Below are 17,881 nucleotides of genomic sequence, written 5' to 3'. Positions count from 1 at the left end.
CCGAGAGTCAGTTATTCGGCGAACGCGGTGGTACCGATCTCCTCGCGACGCTCGACTGTCGACCGATTCGAGGTCGGATCCTTCCGCACCTCGACGACGTCGTCGGCCGCGACGACGAGTTCGTCGTCGTGGCTCACTACGACTATCTGTTCGACGCCGAGTTCACGCATCGAGTCGATCAGTTCGACTAGCTGAGAGACGTGCCCCGAGTCGAGGAAGACGGTCGGTTCGTCGAGGATCAGCGGCGGCATCGGCGCGGCCCCTTCGATACCTTCGGCCAGCAGGCGGTAGATCGCACAGCGGAGGCTGAGGTTGAACAGTGCGCGCTCGCCGCCGGACAGTTGGTCCGGATCGAGCGGTGCGCCGTCTTTCTGGAAGACCGTTAGCTCGTACTCCCCGTCGAGTTCGATATGCGAGTACGAGTCGTTCTGGTAGACCAGATCGAACGTCTCGTTGAGCAGTCGTTCCAGCCGTTCGACGTTCTGTTGGCGTAGCTCCGCCCGCAGGTCGCCGTAGGTCTCCTGTAGCCGCTGGGCCTCGTCGTACAGCGACTCCAGGGCATCGCGGCGCTCGACGAGTTCGTCATGCTCCTCGCGCAGGTCTTCGAGTTCGCTCAGTTCGGCCTCAATGCCACCGATCCGGCCTTTCAGGTCGTCCCGGTTCTCGCGCTCTTCTTCTAATGCCGGTTCGGCCTCCTCCAGATACTCTGTGGCACGCGTTCGATCCGCACGCGCTTCCTCGATACGCTCCTCGTCGAACTCCGATTGCAGTTCGTTCTTGCGCTGGCGCTTCTCGGCCAGTCGCTCGCGGCGCTCCTCGTTCAACTCGGCCTTGTCAGCCCGGCTTTCGCGGCGGTCCTCGATTCCGTCTTCTGCGTCTTCGATGGCTTCAAGCGTTTCTTCGAGCGATTCGAGCCGTTCGCGCCGTGCTCGGATCTCGCCGCGCTCGGCGTTGATCGTGGCAATCTCCTCGCGGCGGTCGTCAGCCTGCTCGTCGGCCTCGGTCGCCACCGCCCGTTTTTCCTCGGCGCGCTCGTCGAGCGTCTCGGCGCGCTCTTCGAGGTCAGTGATGCGGTCGCGCTTGTCAGAGAGCGTCGCCTCGCGTTCTTCGACCAACTGCTCGACGTTCCGGCGGTTCCCGCGCAGTTGCTCGACGCTCGCTTCGGCCTCGACCAGCGTTTCGGCGTCGTCGAGGCGCTCGCGGACGGCCGAGCGCTCGTCTTCGAGGTCGTCGCGGCGGGATTCGAGTTCTGCAACCCGCTCGCGGTCGTCGGCGAGCGCGTCGACGTGTGGGGAATCCTCGACTGCCTGCCCACACTCGGGACACTTCCCTTGCTCCAGGAGCGCCTCGGCTTCCTCGACCGAGGATTTCGCGGATTCGAGCTTCGTCCGGACATCGGTCAGTGCCTCGCGTAGCTCCTCGGCCTCGGCTTCGAGCGATTCGTGGTGGTCGTCGGCCTCGCCGAAGGCTACCGGCGCGTCCTCGAACTGTGCTTTCGCCGTCTCTATCTCGTCGTCGATATCGCCCAGTTTCTTGCGGCGGTCGTCGAGTTCCGCTTCGGCCTCGGCGAGTTCCGTCTCGAGTTCCTCGGCGTTCTCCCGGGCCGTCTCGGCTTCGGCCTCGAGTTCGTCGGCGCGTTCGCGGGCGTTTTCGGCCTCTGAAGTGTACTCCTGGATCTCGATATTGATCGATTCGAGTTCGTCTCGGAGTTCGTCGTCCCGCTCTTCGAGGTTCTCAAGCGTCGTTTCGACCGCCCCGAGACCGGCATCACTGTCGAGTTCGGAGTCAGCGAGCAGGTCGTCCCGTTTCGTCTCCAGTTGGTCGAGGCGCTCACGGCGCTCCGTGATCTCCTCTTTGAGTCGGTCGCGTTCCTGTTCGGTCTCGCTGATCTTCTCCTGTAGCGTCTCGATCTCTCCTTCCAGATCGTCGATCCGGTCGCGTTTCTCCTCGTACTCGTCGAGGACGGATTCGGCCTCGTCTCTGGTGTCGCGGGCCGCTTCGATCTGGCCCTCGAGGCGCTCGATTTCGGCGTTGCTCTCGGAAAGCTCGGTTTCGAGTTCGTTTAGCTGGGCGTGAAGCTCCTTGTCTTCTTTCGCCGCGATCTTACTCTCGAGGTTCTCGATGACGTCCCGCTGGCCGTCGAGCACCGTCTTGATTCCCAGTCTGGCCTTGCTCGCCCGCTCGCGGTACTCCTCCAGTTTACCGAGTTGGAGCAGGTCGTCGATCATGTCCTGTCGGTCGCTCGGCGAGGCGTGGATGAGCTTGTTCACTTCGCCCTGCCGGACGTACGCGCAGTTGACGAACGCTTCGGCGTCCATCCGCAGTAGCTCGGTGACGTACTCGCGCACCGCACGGGCACCGTCGACGCTCCCATCGGGCGTCTCCAGCACGCATTTCGCCGTCTGGGCGCGCTCGCCGGTGAGCCGAAGGCGGCGCTCGATCCGGTAGGACTCGCCCGCGTGATCGAAGACGAGTTCGATCTCGGCGTCCTCGGCACCGTTGGTGATCACGTCGTCGAGGGTGCGCTCGTCCAGCGCCTTCGAGCCGTAGAGCGCAAAGAAACAGGCTTCTAGCAGCGAAGATTTCCCGCTCCCGTTGACGCCGTGAATCACGGTAACGCCGGTTTCGAGGTCGAGTTCGGCGTCGGCGTAGCACTTGAAATTCTCCATCCGGACGTGGCGGAACCTCATAGGAACTCCTCCACGGAGCGCTGGGAGTCGGTCTCCTGTGCTGTGTCAGGGTCTGATTGGTGGCTGTCGGCATCGGTCTGGTCGTGTTGGCTCTCGGCATCGGCTTGGTCGCTTTGGCTCTCGGCATCGGCTTGGTCGCTTTGGCTCTCGGCATCGGCTAGGTCGCTCTCGGAGTCGGAACCCGAATCGATCCCGGCGTCGTCCGGGTCGGCATCGGATTCGCCCGCTGCGCTGTCGGCCGCATCGTCGCCCGCTTCGTCTTCGTCGGCGCTCTCGAACGCCGACAGTCCTTCGTCAGCGCGCTCGCGGACCAGCGATTCGACGGTCTCGCGGACGTTCGAGTCAGCAACCTTGCTCTCGCGGACGGTTTCGTCGATGTCACGGGCCGCAGGGCTCAGGCCGAGGTCGCGCAGGCGCTCGCGGACGGCGTCGTCGGGGTCGGCAAAACTGACGCTCACATCGTCCTCTCTCTCTATCTCGCGGCGGTCGTTCACCCGTGCGATCAGCGCGCCGTCGTCGACCGCCAGTTCCTCGACGCTCGCGGGTGTCACAGGTTCACCGTCACCCTCTATCGTGACGATGACCACGGCGTCCTCGACATCGTACTGGCGGACGCGCTCTCGGACCCGATCGGTTCCCTCGCCCTCTGCGAGTTCGACGTCGACGAAGCAGAACTCGCGGGTGTCCGCGACGGCCCGGCGTGTGATCGTGACCTCGTCGTCGACGGTGACGATATTGTAGCCACGATCATCGCGCTCCGAGGCGCTCGCGCGCTCAGTCGATCCACAGTAGGTCACCCACGTGTCCAGCATCTCCCGTTTTCCGGGGGCGTGGTTGTCACCGAGCAGGACGGCGTCGAACTCGACTGTCGATTCAGTCAGTAGTCGCTCGGTGTCCCAGTCGGCGTGCGCGAACGGTTCGAAGAGGCCGTGGCTTACGAGCGCTGCATAATCGGCCTCCTCGGTCGGTTCGTACCCGTACTCCAGGCTATCCCGCTGGGACTCGGGCACGAAGTCGAGGCCGTAAAACGCGATATCTCCGACGACCTCCGGCGTCGATCCGAGTCGGGTGGTAAGGCCGAGATCCTCGAACAGGTCGAGCCACTGGCCGTCACGTTTCGTCTCGTGGTTCCCGACGACTGCGAGGAACGGAATGTCGGCGTCAGCGAGTTCGCGCAGTGCCGCGACCGTGCCCTGAATATCTGGAAGGTCGGGCCGGCGGTCGTGAAAGAGGTCACCCGCGTGTACGACGGCGTCGACGTCCTCCGCGATGGCGTCGTCGACGACCTGCTGGAACGCGTCGAGGAAGTCCTGACGACGCTCCGGCGAGTGGTACTGTCGATACCCGATGTGGGTGTCGCCGGTGTGAATCACCCGTGTCATGGCAAGCAATTATGCTGGCTCTCTTAAGACGGTTCCGCGACCGGAGTGAAAGTAAAAGGCCTGCCTCACGAGAAGGGGTATCCACAGGTCGGCTACTCGATATCGAGCGTGTAGAGACGCTTTCGCGCATCGGAGAAGGAAAACCGCGAAGCGACGACGTCCTGTTCCTCAAGTCGGTTCAGCGCATAGCGAACAGTTCGTGCGGGCAGCAACGTCTCCTCGGCTAGTTGGCTCTGAGTCAGGGTATCGTTGTATTCGAGCACTTTCGCGACGAGTTTGGCGCTCGGCGGCAGGTCACGGACGTCGTCCCAACTCGCGTCGGCGTCCGGTGCTTCTACGCTGGCAGGCTCTGGTGTACTCATCGTTATCTCCGCTTGGACATACAAGCTAATAATATTGTCCCTTTCGAATTATTACTAGATGGAATATTGTGGAGGCGATCTATAAGCCATTTTCGGCCGCGGTCCGCTTTGCCGCTCCGGATTTGGCTGACCCGAAGCCTCTTATGAACCAACGCCCTAACATCGACAATGACCGATACTGTGGAGGACGTCGACCTTCCTTACGATGAGGAGGAGGCGTCACAGCGGGAGAAAATCGAGGCACTACGAGAGCGCCTCGAGGTCCTCGAGTCACAGAACGAGGAAATGCGGGATAAGCTACTGGACGCGAACGCTGAGAACAACAAGTACCAGCAGAAACTCGAACGGCTCACTCACGAGAACAAGAAACTCAAGCAGTCGCCCCTGTTCGTCGCGACGGTGCAAGAGCTCTCCGAGGACGGCGTCATCATCAAACAACACGGCAACAACCAGGAGGCTCTGACCGAGGTCACCGAGGAGATGCTTGACGATCTGGAGCCCGACGACAGGGTCGCTGTCAACAACTCGCTCTCTATCGTCAAAAAGCTCGACAGCGAGACCGACGTTCGCGCACGCGTGATGGAAGTCGACGAGTCGCCCGACGTCACCTACGAGGACATCGGCGGCATCGAAGAGCAGATCAACGAGGTCCGCGAGACCGTCGAGATGCCGCTCAAAAAGCCCGACGCGTTCGACGACGTCGGTATCGAGCCGCCGAGCGGCGTTCTGCTTTACGGCCCACCGGGGACCGGCAAGACGATGCTCGCGAAGGCAGTGGCCAACCAGACCGACGCCACCTTCATCAAAATGGCCGGCTCCGAACTCGTCCACAAGTTCATCGGCGAGGGGGCGAAACTCGTGCGTGACCTCTTCGAGGTCGCCCGCGAAAACCAGCCAGCCGTGCTGTTCATCGACGAGATCGACGCGATCGCCTCCAAGCGAACCGAGTCGAAGACCTCCGGCGACGCCGAGGTCCAGCGGACGATGATGCAGTTACTGAGCGAGATGGACGGCTTCGAGGACCGCGGCGACGTTCGGATCATCGCCGCGACGAACCGCTTCGACATGCTCGACCGGGCGATTCTGCGCCCCGGCCGGTTCGACCGCCTCATCGAAGTGCCAAAGCCCGATACCGAGGGCCGCGAGATCATCTTCCAGATCCACACCCGCGACATGAACGTCGCCGACGACGTCGACTTCGGCCAGCTAGCCGAGATGGCCCACGAGGCAAGCGGTGCGGACGTCAAGGCGATCTGTACCGAAGCCGGGATGTTCGCTATCCGCGAGGACCGAACGGATATCCGAATGACGGACTTCGAAAGCGCCTGGGACAAAATCCAGAAGGAAAGCGAGAACGACGACGTCTCGAAGACGTTCGCCTGATCTGGCCGGTTCTGCGTAGCAGCGGATCGTTTTTTGTCGACCTCTCGACCGATATACTGGTAGCCGGAAACGCCGCAGTTCGGGAAATTTCCTAGACGATAGCCGATCAGTCGGGGCGAGTATCCGTTACTTTGATAACTCGTTCCGACTGGTTTCTGGCGATATCGGTCAGTGTCACTATCCCGACAAGTTGGGTTCCGACCACCGGTAGCTTCTTGATTTCGTTGGCTTTCATCTTGTGAAGCGCTCTATCAACTGAATCCGTCGGACCGATGGTAACCAAATCCTCGCTCATCGTCTCCTCGACCGCTCGTTCCGTGACCGTGGATCCATCCTGGTAGATCGATCGTAACACGTCAGAGCGTGTGAGGATGCCGACCGGTTCTGTCCCCGTCACAACGACGCTTCCGATACGGTTCTCCAGCATCGTACCCATCGCCTCGTGTAAGGTCGCGTCCGGATCGACCGTAACGACTGGCGATGTCATGCACTTTTTTACCTGCATAAGTGTCCGTTCGAGAACCTACGTAATAGCTTTTATTCAGGAAAAGAGTATGAATCGCAAACCTCCCGTCCCTTCGGTCGCCACCCCTCAGAGTAGCGTCACGACGAGATATGGGACAACGAACAGGACCACGAACACCCCAAGCAGGATAACGCCCCACGCGATCAGTGTGCTGGCAGCGGTGAGCCACGCTGGATGATCGAACCGAGAGAGCCGCTCGGATATCATATCTCAGGGATAGTCGTCCACCGTGTTAATGGTATGGACACTGAGGACAACTGACACGGTGTTTCAGACGTGGACGGTCCTGAAGTGTTGTATCTGCTCGGGCGTCGGTGGCACCGCGTCTGTCGAGACGCCCTCGCCAGTCTAACCGTATTCGGACGCCTTTTATTCGCTGCGCGAGTACCGCCTGCCAATGACGAAGATCGACGTGGTCGACAACCACGGCCAGTTCACCCATCTGGAGCAGCGCGCGCTCCGGGACATGGGAATCGACACGGAAATGATCGACAACACGACGCCACCCGAAGAGATCGACGCCGACGGACTCGTCCTCTCGGGCGGCCCCGACATCGACGACATCGGACGTTCGGTCGAGTACCTGGAGATGGATCTCCCCGTACTGGGGATCTGTCTCGGCATGCAGATCATCGCTGACGAACTCGGTGGCCGCGTCGGTGGCGGCGAGTACGGCGGCTACGCAGATGTCACCGTGGAACTGCTCGACGAAGAGGATCCGCTAGTCGGATCGCTTCACCCGGAAACTCGCGTCTGGGCTAGCCATGCTGACGAGGTCAAGGAACTACCGGACGGGTTCGAGTTGACGGGCAGAAGTGATGTCTGTGGCGTCGAATCGATGAGCGATACGGATCGGGATCTCTACGGCGTTCAGTGGCATCCGGAGGTCGCTCACACCGAGGAGGGCGAAGAAGTGTTCGAGAACTTCCGCGCGATCTGCGAGGAGTAACGCACCACGCGCTTCGAGAGGACCGTTCTTTTCGACGTATTTCCTCAGGACGAGATCTCTCTCACACGAGAGCAGGAAATCCTACTGTTCAGCATCTCCCTCGTCTCGGCCCTGGGTGGTACTACTCAGGCCCGAATGCTGGTGATGGTCATATGGTCTGCGGAGAAGCACCGTGCTGAAAGAGAGATCTGCTCCGAAAAGATCCACGAAGCGTCGGGTCGGCGGGAGGCCCGTACGTCACGACGCTTCGTCGAACAGTTCGTCGACCGCAGAACGAGCGGCGAGCGCGGCCTCGTCCGCGACAGCCTGCTCGTCCTCGCCTGCTTCGGGTGCATTGAGATAGACATCGACATCGAGGACGCCGTCCTCGAAAGTGACCGTCACATCGACGTCTTTGACGTTCGAGTTCTTGAGCCGCGAGAAGATCAACCCCTCAGCGGCTTCAGCGGCCGTCTGAACGACCTCCTCGTCGGTTGGCATCGGTGTCGCTTACGCGCCGCCGGGGCCGCCCATCGGTGCGCCGCCGGGGCCGCCGCCGAGCATCTCTTCGAGCTCTTCCTGCATTTCCTCGAACTGCTCCTGAACGCGCTCTTCCTGTTTGGTCAGGGTTTCGACACGAATTTCGAGGCTGTCGACCTTCTCTTCGAGGTCCTCGTTTGCGGTCTCGTAGTCCGTCTCGACGAGTAGCTCGCCGACTTCTCGGTACATGACGGTCTCCTCGTCGATGTCTTCGAGCTCGTCGAGCGCCGTCTCGGCCTCGTTGAGCTGTGACTCGGCTTCGTTCTTCTGAGCGGCGACCTGCTGTGCGGTCTCCTGAAGGTCCTGTAGCTGTTCGAGTTTCTCTTGTGCTTCCGGCGGTAGGTTGCCTTGCATACTTCTGAGGTAGTGGTCCGGACGGAAAAACCCCGTCATTGTAACTGCGCGCCAATATCCGGCTTCTACGCGGGGACTGGGCCTGATTTGCGTCGTTATCCGTTCGGAGTCGGTTGGCCACAGCCTGCACTGGATTCAGCCACGTCGATGAGCGTCAGCCAGGTGTTCGAGGCTGCCCGGAGTGCAACCAGATCGGCCGCTTCGACAGCGACCTCGAGGGTGGCTTCCTCGCGGGTAAGGGCGACGGTCGACCGGTCGTCTTCGATATCTCCGATTTCGGGGCGGACGCTCCGCTCCACGAGCGTTGCAGTCGCAGTCGACTCGTACGCAAAAGTGTACGTCGCCTCGTGCACGAACGCGCCCATCGATAGTTCCGTGGACAGCGTTTATTTGACGCTTACTTCCTTCAGATCGCGGCTCCGCTCTTTGAGAAGTACACGGTGCCCGCAGTAGGGACAACGGACCCCCCCGTACTCGTCGAGCTCGACGTCACGCTTGCAGCGCGAGCACTTGTACGACATCGTTACTCGTCCTCGGAGAGTGCAGCGCGGATCGATCGTTTCACGCCACGACCTGCCGGCGTGTCGGGTCGGTACGCGCCACCGGTGAACTTCTCGCCGGTTTCCTCGTTGATCCAGATACCTGTACCGACGCGCTTGACATCGTCACCGTCGACGGTGGCGTTTTCCATATCGGCTTCGATTTCGGAGACGCGTTTCCGTGCGACGCGACCGTACCGAGCGCCGAAGCGTCCGGCACTACCGGTTTGTCCTCGTTTGCCTTTGGCCATAGTGTCGATTTATAGTTCGAGCGACCTGATAAACCCTTTGAGTTGGGCTGGTGCGGCCTCCTGCTGGGCGGTCTGGCACTGTGGTTCGCGGTCGATGTTCTGCCGAGCAGAGGTGACCGGTGGTTGAGGTTCCGCCATGCAGAGGTGACCGGTGGTTGAGGTTCCGCCAAGCAGAGGTGACCGGTGGTCGAGGTTCCGCCAAGCAGAGGTGACCGGTGGTTAACGTTCTGTGATTGGTGGTTAACGTTCTGCCGAGCACAGCAATCCGGGTTCTCAGTGGTTTTCTACTGGCGGGTCGACGAAGACCTCGTGACATACCAACGACAGGGCGGCGAGCAGGCCGATGAGAACCAGCGGCAGTTCCAGCACGCCGGTCCTCACACCGACGCTCGATTTGAGCAGGCGGGCAACACCCTCGACGATCATGCCGCTAACCGCGAGCGCTGGCAAGGTACCGAGCACGATATCGTATCGTGAGGCCACGATCTAATTATATATAATTACGCACTCGCCTGTAAATGTCGTGGATCCAGAACGGCGGATAGATGCTTTGTCTCCCGAACGAACCACAGAGTCCCCCCACTTTGTCGAGTGTTCGCACGGGTGAGGGTGGTGTGTGATTGGACCGATATCCCGACCCTCCCACCCCACCTTGTCCAGTGTTTACTTGCAGAGGTGGGGGTGGGGTGTGAACGACCCCGAATCGGGTCGAGTATTCGTCGATAAAAAGTCATTTTACTGATGGATACTAACACCCCCACCCCACTTTGTCGAGTGTTCTTGGGAACAGGCGGGGGTGGGTGGGGTGGGTGGGGTGATTGGGCTGATGGCAGATGAGGACAGGGTGGTAGGGATGATATGGAATGAGGGTAGAATCAACTCAGGCGAAAGGCGAAAAGCGACGAGAGTAACAGTCGAATGCGCTCGAAGATGACGTGAGCACCGACAGGATCAGGGCGCCTGCCGAAGCACGTCGGGCGGCAGGTCAACCGTCTCCAGGTCCTCGATTACGTCTAGTACCATGTCGACTGCGACGTCGAGATCGTAAACGTAGTACTTCCCTCCGGCCCGTCCTTCGTTGCGCGTGTTTCGTGAGAGGATCCCCTGCATAGCGAGGTCCGAAAGGTGGTCGTGCATACGTCGTCGAACCAGTGGGTTCGTACCGACGTACTCGGCCGCTGAACGGTACCGTGGATAGATCTCGCGTACACGTGCGGGCGTCTCCTCTTCGAGAGCAAGACTCAACACGGCGACGAGCGAGAGGTGACCGTGCTGGGTGAGGTCGACCATCCCCTGTTTGATCCGACCGCGTTCGAGCGCTCGCTGGGCGTCCCTGACGTGTTTTTCCTCGACTCCCTCGACGTCTTGCGAGCGAGCGAGATCGCCCGCCTTGTACAGCAGATCGAGAGCCTGGCGGGCACTGCCGGTATCTTGTGCGGCGAGGGCGGCACACAGTGGCAGGACGCCGTCGGCAAGCACGTTTTCGTGAAGCGCGTTCTGTGCACGCTGCTGGAGGATCGATTCGAGTTCGTTAGCGACGTAGGGCGAGAAGTGAATCTCCTCTTCACACAGCGTGTCCTTGACCTTCGGTGAGAGTCCCGTTCGGAAACTAAAATCGTTGCTGATACCGATGATTCCCGGCTTTCCCTGTGAGAGGTAGCCGTTCGCACGAGCGCGCGGCAACTCGTACAGTAAGTCGTCGTCGTCACCGATATGGTCGATTTCGTCGAGGACGATCAGTACGGTCTCACCCAGCGAATCCAACTCGCTGTAGAGCATGTCGAAAATCGTTTGCTGGGGGTAGCCTGTCGTGCTGATCTGCTCGTTCGGCCCGCGGAGTTCGTTGACGAGGTTGGCGGCGACCTGATACGACGACGTCAGATTGTTGCAGTTCAACCAGACGATCGATAGATCGACGTCGTCGTACTCGGCGACGTCTCGCTGGAGGTGGTCCAGCAGGTACCGCGTTGCAACGGTCTTTCCCACGCCCGTCTTCCCGTACAGGAAGATGTTTCGGGGCTGGGCACCGTTCACCACAGGTTGCAGGGCGGTCTTGTAGGCGTCGAGCTCCTCGTCACGCTCCTGGATCGAATCAGGCTGATAGTCCTCTCGGAGGACATCTTCGTCCTGAAAGATAGTCGTATCTCGATCGAAGAGCGGCATTGAACAAAACATAGAACAGGTGGCACATAAAACCACCGTGTCGAGTGCGTCCTGTGATATACAGATTTATATATGATGACTCCCCCGCAGTGTCGAGTGTTATCCCCCCGGGTGTCCTGTAACCGCTCTGACGGCACACCACCTTGTCAGGTGTTTCGATCCGGCCGTGTGACATAAACACGTTTCGGTATATAGTCATGGTTTTGCTGATGTTCTTTTCCGAAGTGCGGCTAGTCCCGCTCTCGTAGCGATTTTAAGACTGTTTATAGTCCGTAGAACCTATCGAAGTCGTCTCTCGAATCTACCGACACAATCGTGGATCACGGGGGTTGGGGGGTGTCTTCTCACCCAGAACACTCGACAGGGTGGGGTGGGAGGGTCCAGATATCCACCCCTCGCAACACTCGACAGAGTGGTGTGGACCGATCCGGATCGAATCACTCCTCTCGTTGTTCGCACTTGCGCCACCCCCTCCCCACCCCATCCCACCCAAGACGAGTTACACTCGACAGTGTGGGGTGGGAGGGTTTGCCAGTCGACCCATCAGGCTGTCTAACGCCCAGGAACACACGACAGACTGGTGTCTTTCCTCGACAGACGTACGATCCGACTGGCTGTCCTTAGTAGAGGTTCGCCTCGTCCAGTGCGTCGTTGAGGTCTTGACGAACGTGCTCGCCGCCATCGTTGTCACGGGCCGTGGTGACGATCCGGTTCTCCTGGACGCTGGACCCGTCCCGAAGGAGCAGTCTGACGTTGCCGTTCGTATCGGCACGGGTCACTTTCGCCCGGAGGCCGGACTGTGACCCGGTTCCGCCGGCGTCGATCGGTCCCGGAATCACCTTCTTGACGTGGGGATGACCGGCGACCGTCTGGATCGCCCGGCGGCCGTCGCGGTCGCCGATTAGCGTAGAGTGTGATCCGCCCAGTTTTTCCCTTGGGGCAAGATCAACTACGTCGAGCGCGCGATCCCCACGGCGATCGATCACGGCCTCGACCGGATCGTCGTCGTTCACGCGGTAGAAATCGTGGTGGAGTTGGGCACGAGTCGCACGCACCACTTCCCTGTTCCCCGTTGCGTACACCTCCTCGGGACGCTTTCGAAGCACTTCGTCTGCGATCTTCCCCCCGAAGTTTCGGAGCTCGATCACTTCTTCCTCGTCGCCGTCTTCGGGTTTCGTTGTTACCGTCGTCTCCCCGAGCACCTCGTCTTCTGCCAGCATCGTTACGGTTGCCCGGTCGCGGTCGATGTCGAGTACGACGGTGTCGGCGGCCGCGGTGTGACAGACCAGACAGTAATCGCCCGGTCGGTCCAGCGGGGTCGCACAGCGCCGACACTCCATACCCTGAACTTACCGTGCGACGTGTAAAACTGGCGTGCTTTCGGGATCTACTCTTTCGGGCATCGTTTCCCTGTCCGAGACCTGCTTTCGCCGTCCGCAGTCGATTGGGGAGATCGGACAACGCAGTGGCAATCCCTCTCAATCATCAACGCAGTGGCAATCCCCCTCAACCCATGTCGATCGGGTCCGCCTTCAGGAACTCTCTGAGTACCACGGTCGCATAGCTCCCTTTCGGCAGCGCGAACTCGAAGGTCACCTCTTCGTCTGCCGTTGTGACGTCCAGATCGGTCCGCAGGAGGACCGCCCGACGCGTCCCGGTCGAGTCGAACTCACCCGGCAGATCGAAGTCGCCAGGAGCAAGATCCAGTTCGTCCAGCACTGCGCGCTCGATTTCACCCTGCTCGCCGTCAGCGAGTTCGGTCTCGGTCCCCACGAGCGGCGCGGTGACGAACGCACGCCCGCGCTCGCAGTGGCGCTCCATCGTATCGACGCGCTCGGCGGTGACTCGCTGGAGCCGATCGGTATCAGGCACGACTAGCTCCGAGGGTGCGTCCCGATCAGAGAAGCAGGCGACGTCGCCTGCAACCGGCCGACCGAAGGGCAAGCCACGCTCCAGTCGCTCGCTCAGCATCAGGTTGAACGCGTACGACTGGGCGGCGTGGACGAACAGTCGCTGGAGGTTACTCGGGACCGTCTCCAGCGCTTCCCGGAAGTCTTCGGGCTCTTCGCCGCCGTTCTCTGCGAGGGTGTGGAGCATTGAACGCTCGAACCGGAGCCGTCGGGGATACTCCTCCAGCACGGCTGCCCAGTCTCTGTCGCCGCTCGCCGCGTCGTCCGCACGCGCTCGCGCCTCGCGCGTCCCGTCGGACTCCGCCTCGTAGGGGTTGCCGACGTAGGACAGGACTGCTTCCTCCCATTGCCCGCGAGCGACGTTCAGGCCCACCTCGTGGGTAACCGGGCGCTGGCTCCCGAAGCGCTGCTGGCCGAACAGATTCGGCACCGCGGCCGTCCTTCCCCCGAACTCCTCTAACTCCGCCAGGATCTCTTCGGCTCGCTCGGGTGCTGTGGCCTCGCTCACGACGATCTCGAACTCGTTGCCCGCGAGGTCGCCGAACTCGATCGGCCGCCCGGCCCGACCGATGAGCTCTATGTCGGCCTTCGAGATTTCGGGGAACTGCTCGTGATCGACGCCCCGTACGCTGAATAGCTGTGTCGTGACGGCGTACTTGTCCTTCGTCCCGGCCCACGAGATCCGTTCCCGGCTGATCCCGAATTCGTCCGATAGCTGGGAGACGAAATCGTTCGTGTCCCAGCCCCGGAGCGTCGCCCGAAAGACGACGTCCGGGTAGGCGTCGGGAGTCGCAGAAAGCGGCTGGGTTTCGAAGTTCTCGATCTCTCGGACACGGAAGTCCTCGTTTCGCCCGCGGAGGCGGCCACCGATCCCGTCGGTCTCCGTGAGGTACCACTCGATGCCTACCTCTCGTTCGGTCGGGTGTGCTTGCCGCATTAGTAGAGCGAGAGGTCGCCGGTCACTTCGTCGACGACGCGCTCGTCACCGGGGCCGATGGCCAGCGCCGTCACCGTTCCCGGCTCAAGTTGCGTATGCCCGGCGTCCCGAATAATCGCGGTTGGGAGCCCCTTTCGCTCCGCGATATCGGCCAACTCGAACAGCATCTGCTCGCCGTCTGCTTTCAGCACGACCTTCTTTTGCCCCTCGCCTTTCCACTCTCTCCGGCGTGGCCCCTCAGTGTCCTCGTAGGCCGACAGTGATGCATGTGCGACCTGCGCGGCAAGCTTTCCTTTCCCCATCCCGATGTCCGTCCGCGCGACGATGGCCTGTTTCATACCCAAACGTGCGGGCGAAGCGCTATAATCGCTGTCGTTCGACCTGTCCGGTATCCGTTCGACGGTCGCGTCGGTAGACGTCTCGGCATCGGTCGATCTCCTGCGCCCGAAGTCGGGGGATATTTTATCTCCCCACTGTTCGTACCGGCTATGATCCTCTCCGACGCGGATATCCTCGACCGCCTCGAAGCGGGCGACCTCGTGATCGACCCGCTCGACGACCTCGACCTGCAGATCCAGCCAGCCAGCGTCGACCTCCGACTCGGCCGCGAGTTCCTAGAGTTCCAGCGTACGAACATCCCCTGTATCCATCCCGACAGCGAGCAGGAGATCGAGGAGTACGTCGACGAGACGGTCGTCCCCGAAGACGACGAGTTCATCCTTCACCCCGGCGACTTCGTGCTCGGCACCACCAAAGAGCGGGTCGAGATCCCGGACGACCTGCTCGCACACGTCGAGGGGCGCTCCTCGCTCGGACGCCTCGCCATCGTGGTCCACGCCACGGCCGGTCTCTGTGACCCGGGCTACAAGGGCCAGATCACGCTCGAACTCTCGAACCTCGGTGCCGCGCCGGTCGCGCTCGCGCCCGGAATGCGGATCTCACAGTTGACCTTCACCGAACTCTCTTCGCCCGCCGAGCGCCCGTACGGCGAGGAACGTGGCTCGAAGTATCAGGACCAGTCCGGCCCGCAGGCCTCGAAGATCGGCGGCGACCGCGAGTTCGGCGGCGACCAGTAACCCGCCCGGAAGTCATCCGTAAGCCACGCCCGGAAGTCATCTGCGAGACCACATCCGGAAGTTCTGGGAGCGGGTTGGTGAACTATGATGGCCGCGACCGCGAAGCCAAACTAATATATAACTCTGTTGCTGGCTGCAGAAACGATAGAACGTCTTGCCCCGTTTAAATACTACAATCGTTTAGGTCTACCTAAGATGGCAAGCACAGTGACAGAACGGCGGCTATCCGGGGTAAACGGCGGACAGCGGATCCGGATACGCGATGTCCCGGACGAGGACGTCCGCGCTCATCTTCTCAGGATCGGGATGCTCGACGGGCCGGTCCAGTGTCGAACTCGAATATCCAACGGGCCCGTGATCGTCGAACGTAACGGGACGACGATGGCACTGGGCGACTCCGTCGCGGAAGAGATCACCGTTTCCATAGAGGGCGAGTGAGATGAGCGGTTGTCACGACGACGGCACTGATCCGACGGATCTACCCGGAGAAGACGCCGACACAGTCGCCCTCGTCGGCGCGCCGAACGTGGGAAAGAGCGCGGTGTTCAATCGCCTCGCGGATCGTGAGGTCGACGTCTCGAACTATCCGGGCACGACAGCGGCCGCGACTGTCGCCGAATTCGACGGCAAACAGCTAGCGGACGCCCCCGGGACGTACGGTATCTCCTCGTTCTCCGAGGAGGAGCGGATCGCCCGCGAGGTGGTCTTAGACGCCGACGCCGTGATCAACGTCGTCGACGCGACCCAGCTAGATCGTGACCTGTTCCTGACTTACCAACTTCTAGATATGGGCATCCCGACGGTTGTCTCGCTCAACGTAATGGACGAGATGCGTCGGGATGGCGACGAGATCGACGTCGACGCGCTAGAGGCGGAACTCGGCGTTCCGGTCGTGCCGACGGTCGCTGTCGACGGCGAGGGGCTGGACGACCTACGCGACGCAGTCGACCGGGCCAGCGCCCCCGACGAGACGCCGGTCGAGCAGTGGTACGACCAGCTACCGGATGTCGAGGCCTCCCGCGCGGAATCCGTACTCCTGCTCGAGGGCGACGAACCGACGCTCGACCGGGCGATGGAGTCCGAGATCCTCGCCGACGGCGGCACCGCGGAGATCGAACTCCCATCGTTGCGGGACACGGTCTACGAACACCGGCGCCGGCGGGTCGACGCGACTGTCGAGACGGTGCATTCGACCGGCGATTCGGATCGAAGAGTGGCCGACCGGATCGACGACCTGCTGTTGGACCCGCGAACCGGAACGCCGCTCGCACTGCTCGGCGTCGGACTGATCTACCTGCTGATCGGCGATCTGGTCGCCCAGCGACTCGTCGACTTCCTCGAAATCGAGGTTCTGGGCGAGTACTACGTCCCGTGGATCGTCGACGTCGTCGACGCGACGGTGCCGGCCAGCGGCCTGCTCGAACCGATACACTTCGTCCTCGTTAACGACAACCTCGGGCTTCTCACGGTGACGGTCCAGTATCTCTTCGGGGTGCTCGTGCCGCTCGTGGTCGCGTTCTACCTGCTGATGGGGGCACTGGAGGACTCCGGCCTACTGCCACGGCTGGCGGTACTCACCGACCGTGGGATGTCCCACATCGGTCTCAACGGTCGGGCCGTGATCCCGATGATCGTCGGTCTCGGCTGCGTGACGATGGCTGTCATCTCGACGCGCATCGCCGGGTCGCGCCGAGAGCGCCTCATCTCGACAGCGTTGCTCGGGCTTGCAGTCCCCTGCTCGGCACAACTCGGGATCATTCTCGGGTTGCTTGCGGCGCTCGGATTCGGCTGGTGGCTCGCCTACCTCGGCGTCATCCTGCTCGTGTTCGGCATCGCTGGCGTCTTTCTCGACCGGACGCTCCCGGGCGAAAGCGAGGGGCTGGTCACCGAACTCCCGCGGCTTCGCCGCCCCCGTCTGGACAACGTGGTCCAGAAGACGGTGACGCGGACCAGGGGCTTTCTCAGCGAAGCGGTCCCGCTGTTCGCGGTCACGGCCGTGTTCATCTCGGTACTGGATTACGCCGGCTATCTCGCCGCGCTCGTCCGCGGATTGCGGCCGGTGACGGCCCTGCTTGGCCTGCCCGCCGAGTTCGGTCAGGTGCTCGTCCTCGGTCTGGTCCGGCGTGACTTCGCCGCGGCCGGCATGACGGATCTGGCCCTCTCCTCAGCACAGGTCTTCGTCGGTCTAGTCGTGATCACGCTCTTCGTCCCCTGCGTGCTCGCGATGGCGATGATCGTCAAGGAACGCGACCTCAAGAGCGGACTGCTGATGTGGGTCGGCTCCTGGGCGGTTGCTCTACTGGTCGGCGGCGTCCTCGCACTGGTGGTGAGCCTGCTATGAACTGTCCAACCTGCGACTACGACCTCGATCCGCTGGACCACGAGAAATGCCCCCGCTGTGGGAGCCTGTTGACCTGTTCGACGATAGATTGTGGGAGCTGTGACGCCTGTGGAGGCTCCCTGGCGAGCATCGGTCGCGGTATCTTCACCCGCTCGGAGGACGAGTAGCGAACCGACCGGTAGATGGGTGAGGCGCGGTCGGAGGATTGGCGAAGTATGAGTGGAGGACGGGTGAGGCATGATTGGATGACGGGTGAGGCGCTGATCGGGGGACTGGTGACATACCGTTGTGAGGGCGGATGCGTGCAGGAAATACCCTTTTTCGATGTCGGAGGGCCGAATCAGCGGGCTTCAGGGATTGGCTGGTGGAGAGCCGAATCAGCAGGCTTCAGGGTTCGGCTGGTGGAGGGCCGAATCAGCAGGCTTCAGGGTTCGACGTTGGAGGGCCGAATCAGCGGGGTTCAGGGCTCGGACAGTGGAGGGTCGAACCAGCAGGGGAC

21 protein-coding genes are annotated in these 17,881 nt (G+C 61.7%); 6 read left to right on the top strand and 15 right to left on the bottom strand.

Going from position 1 to position 17,881, the window contains the following annotated elements; translation table 11 throughout:
* Positions 1-11: 11 nt before the first annotated feature.
* The 3 genes from rad50 to ACFQL3_RS10440 all read right to left on the bottom strand — a co-directional run bounded on the left by rad50 (position 12) and on the right by ACFQL3_RS10440 (position 4,434).
* Complete coding sequence (gene rad50 / locus ACFQL3_RS10450) at positions 12-2,690, bottom strand: DNA double-strand break repair ATPase Rad50 (RefSeq protein WP_377053982.1); 2,679 nt, start codon at positions 2,688-2,690, stop codon at positions 12-14.
* Entirely contained in the window at positions 2,687-4,072 is a 1,386-nt protein-coding gene (mre11, locus tag ACFQL3_RS10445; RefSeq protein ID WP_377053980.1) for a DNA double-strand break repair protein Mre11, read from the bottom strand. The genes rad50 and mre11 overlap by 4 nt, the downstream gene beginning before the upstream one ends.
* A gap of 92 nt (positions 4,073-4,164) precedes the next feature.
* A complete protein-coding gene (locus ACFQL3_RS10440; RefSeq protein WP_377053978.1) occupies positions 4,165-4,434 on the bottom strand; it encodes a MarR family transcriptional regulator in 270 nt (89 codons plus the stop codon).
* A gap of 168 nt (positions 4,435-4,602) precedes the next feature.
* Between ACFQL3_RS10440 and pan1 the strand changes: the two genes are divergently transcribed.
* A complete protein-coding gene (pan1, locus tag ACFQL3_RS10435; protein ID WP_377053976.1) occupies positions 4,603-5,817 on the top strand; it encodes a proteasome-activating nucleotidase Pan1 in 1,215 nt (404 codons plus the stop codon).
* Between the two features lie 106 nt (positions 5,818-5,923).
* Here the strand turns inward: pan1 and ACFQL3_RS10430 are convergent, their stop codons facing one another.
* Both ACFQL3_RS10430 and ACFQL3_RS10425 read right to left on the bottom strand, forming a co-directional pair.
* Positions 5,924-6,304: a cyclic nucleotide-binding/CBS domain-containing protein gene (locus tag ACFQL3_RS10430; protein WP_377053974.1), complete on the bottom strand. Its 381-nt coding sequence runs from the start codon at positions 6,302-6,304 to the stop codon at positions 5,924-5,926.
* A 105-nt stretch (positions 6,305-6,409) separates the two neighbouring features.
* Entirely contained in the window at positions 6,410-6,550 is a 141-nt protein-coding gene (locus tag ACFQL3_RS10425; protein ID WP_377053972.1) for a hypothetical protein, read from the bottom strand.
* A 190-nt stretch (positions 6,551-6,740) separates the two neighbouring features.
* On the opposite strand from ACFQL3_RS10425, the gene ACFQL3_RS10420 reads away from it, so the two are divergent.
* Positions 6,741-7,292 carry a GMP synthase subunit A gene (locus ACFQL3_RS10420; RefSeq protein WP_377053970.1) on the top strand — a complete coding sequence of 184 codons (552 nt, stop codon included), beginning with the start codon at positions 6,741-6,743 and terminating at the stop codon, positions 7,290-7,292.
* Positions 7,293-7,529: 237 nt separating this feature from the next.
* Here ACFQL3_RS10420 and ACFQL3_RS10415 read toward each other — a convergent pair whose 3' ends face one another.
* The 10 genes from ACFQL3_RS10415 to pth2 form a co-directional block, all read right to left on the bottom strand.
* A complete protein-coding gene (locus ACFQL3_RS10415) occupies positions 7,530-7,772 on the bottom strand; it encodes a DUF3194 domain-containing protein (RefSeq protein ID WP_377053968.1) in 243 nt (80 codons plus the stop codon).
* A 9-nt stretch (positions 7,773-7,781) separates the two neighbouring features.
* Positions 7,782-8,165, bottom strand: a complete 384-nt coding sequence (locus tag ACFQL3_RS10410; protein ID WP_377053966.1) for a prefoldin subunit beta — start codon at positions 8,163-8,165, stop codon at positions 7,782-7,784.
* A 95-nt stretch (positions 8,166-8,260) separates the two neighbouring features.
* Positions 8,261-8,530, bottom strand: coding sequence for a KEOPS complex subunit Pcc1 (locus ACFQL3_RS10405; protein ID WP_377053964.1), 270 nt, complete (start codon positions 8,528-8,530; stop codon positions 8,261-8,263).
* A 21-nt stretch (positions 8,531-8,551) separates the two neighbouring features.
* Positions 8,552-8,686, bottom strand: coding sequence for a DNA-directed RNA polymerase subunit P (locus ACFQL3_RS10400; protein WP_377053962.1), 135 nt, complete (start codon positions 8,684-8,686; stop codon positions 8,552-8,554).
* Positions 8,687-8,688: 2 nt separating this feature from the next.
* Positions 8,689-8,955, bottom strand: coding sequence for a 50S ribosomal protein L37ae (locus ACFQL3_RS10395; RefSeq protein WP_377053960.1), 267 nt, complete (start codon positions 8,953-8,955; stop codon positions 8,689-8,691).
* A gap of 273 nt (positions 8,956-9,228) precedes the next feature.
* Positions 9,229-9,438, bottom strand: a complete 210-nt coding sequence (locus ACFQL3_RS10390; RefSeq protein WP_377053958.1) for a hypothetical protein — start codon at positions 9,436-9,438, stop codon at positions 9,229-9,231.
* Positions 9,439-9,906: 468 nt separating this feature from the next.
* Positions 9,907-11,118 (bottom strand): orc1/cdc6 family replication initiation protein, encoded by a 1,212-nt coding sequence (locus tag ACFQL3_RS10385; protein WP_377053956.1) that lies wholly within the window; start codon positions 11,116-11,118, stop codon positions 9,907-9,909.
* A 620-nt stretch (positions 11,119-11,738) separates the two neighbouring features.
* Positions 11,739-12,458 (bottom strand): DUF2103 domain-containing protein, encoded by a 720-nt coding sequence (locus ACFQL3_RS10380; protein ID WP_377053954.1) that lies wholly within the window; start codon positions 12,456-12,458, stop codon positions 11,739-11,741.
* Positions 12,459-12,624: 166 nt separating this feature from the next.
* The gene (gene truD / locus ACFQL3_RS10375; protein ID WP_377053952.1) at positions 12,625-13,965 is read right to left on the bottom strand and encodes a tRNA pseudouridine(13) synthase TruD; all 1,341 of its coding nucleotides are present in this window, start codon (positions 13,963-13,965) and stop codon (positions 12,625-12,627) included.
* On the bottom strand, positions 13,965-14,303 hold the full coding sequence (gene pth2, locus ACFQL3_RS10370) for a peptidyl-tRNA hydrolase Pth2 (protein WP_377053950.1): 339 nt from the start codon (positions 14,301-14,303) through the stop codon (positions 13,965-13,967). The genes truD and pth2 overlap by 1 nt, the downstream gene beginning before the upstream one ends.
* Before the next feature lie 150 nt (positions 14,304-14,453).
* Here pth2 and dcd point away from each other — a divergent pair, with 150 nt between their 5' ends.
* The 4 genes from dcd (at position 14,454) to ACFQL3_RS10350 (ending at position 17,549) form a co-directional block, all read left to right on the top strand.
* Positions 14,454-15,041, top strand: a complete 588-nt coding sequence (dcd, locus tag ACFQL3_RS10365; protein WP_377053948.1) for a dCTP deaminase — start codon at positions 14,454-14,456, stop codon at positions 15,039-15,041.
* Positions 15,042-15,236: 195 nt separating this feature from the next.
* Positions 15,237-15,479 (top strand): FeoA family protein, encoded by a 243-nt coding sequence (locus tag ACFQL3_RS10360; RefSeq protein WP_377053946.1) that lies wholly within the window; start codon positions 15,237-15,239, stop codon positions 15,477-15,479.
* A 1-nt stretch (position 15,480) separates the two neighbouring features.
* Entirely contained in the window at positions 15,481-17,382 is a 1,902-nt protein-coding gene (feoB, locus tag ACFQL3_RS10355) for a ferrous iron transport protein B (RefSeq protein WP_377053944.1), read from the top strand.
* Positions 17,379-17,549: a hypothetical protein gene (locus ACFQL3_RS10350; RefSeq protein WP_377053942.1), complete on the top strand. Its 171-nt coding sequence runs from the start codon at positions 17,379-17,381 to the stop codon at positions 17,547-17,549. Before feoB ends, ACFQL3_RS10350 begins: the two co-directional genes overlap by 4 nt.
* The last annotated feature ends 332 nt before the right edge of the window (positions 17,550-17,881 follow it).

It is taken from the genome of Natronoarchaeum sp. GCM10025321 (genome assembly GCF_042663585.1).
GTDB lineage: Archaea > Halobacteriota > Halobacteria > Halobacteriales > Natronoarchaeaceae > Natranaeroarchaeum.
This window is presented reverse-complemented; position numbering and strand designations above follow the sequence as displayed.